The organism is Imperialibacter sp. (genome assembly GCF_040222385.1).
In the GTDB taxonomy this organism is placed as follows: domain Bacteria; phylum Bacteroidota; class Bacteroidia; order Cytophagales; family Cyclobacteriaceae; genus Imperialibacter.
In genome coordinates, this window is record NZ_JAVKDF010000069.1 from 1 (window position 1) to 913 (window position 913).

Genomic DNA, 913 nt, shown 5'->3' on the forward strand with positions numbered 1-913 from the left:
ATTTTTTTTGCCCATCCACTTTGGGTGTTTCCCGTCTTTTCAGGTGGTCATTTTGGCTTAAAACTGCCACTAGGTAAATCCCCTAATTTTCTCAGTTCGGAAATTCCCTCACATATAGGATAGCCCCGTGTGCGACCTTTGTTTCATAATTAAATGTTTCAAATAAATAAAAACGTCATGAAAACCAATACCAATTTGTACACAGTGATAACAGTTATCATCAAGTTGTTGCCAGTAATATTGATCATCGCAGCTGCAGCGAGCAGCAATGCACAGGGAGTGAAAGCAACCTCCTATATTGAGAAAACGAAGATGTCGCCCAAAATGGGGTACTCGGTAGGCGTGGTGCTGCCGGGCTACCTTGGCGACATGGAATTGGGTGGTTTTTACCAAAAAGCAATGAACGAGCAAGGCGAATCGACCTACAGGAAAATAGTAGAAGAAAAATTTTACGGTATGTACCTTGGTGTATCCTTTATCCAGACCGAGCGGGTGAACGTCAGCTTCAAAGTGAGGGCAGGATCAGTAAACGACAAGTTCTTGCTGCTTACCCCGTCGGTATTCTCCGATGTGATGATATCCCGTTCGCTGGGCTTTGGCTTTGGCCTTGGCATGCGCAACCTACAGCCTACCTATACTGGCAGGTTGGTATTAAAACTGAGCAATTCCAATCAGGGTCTTTCCCGACACAGCTATAGACGGTACCGATAGTCAACAAAGAAATTTGATTTGAAACATGACCGTTTGGGCGGCTGGGTGGTTCCGGTCGTCCATTTTTTTTGCCCATCCACTTTGGGTGTTTCCCGTCTTTTCAGGTGGTCATTTTGGCTTAAAACTGCCACTAGGTAAATCCCCTAATTTTCTCAGTTCGGAAATTCCCTCACATATAGGATAGCCCCGTGTGCGACCTTTG

1 protein-coding gene is annotated in these 913 nt (G+C 45.1%); it reads left to right on the plus strand.

The window, feature by feature from the left end; genetic code table 11:
- The first annotated feature begins 177 nt into the window (after nt 1-177).
- Entirely contained in the window at nt 178-711 is a 534-nt protein-coding gene (locus tag RIG68_RS28855; RefSeq protein ID WP_350130509.1) for a hypothetical protein, read from the plus strand.
- The last annotated feature ends 202 nt before the right edge of the window (nt 712-913 follow it).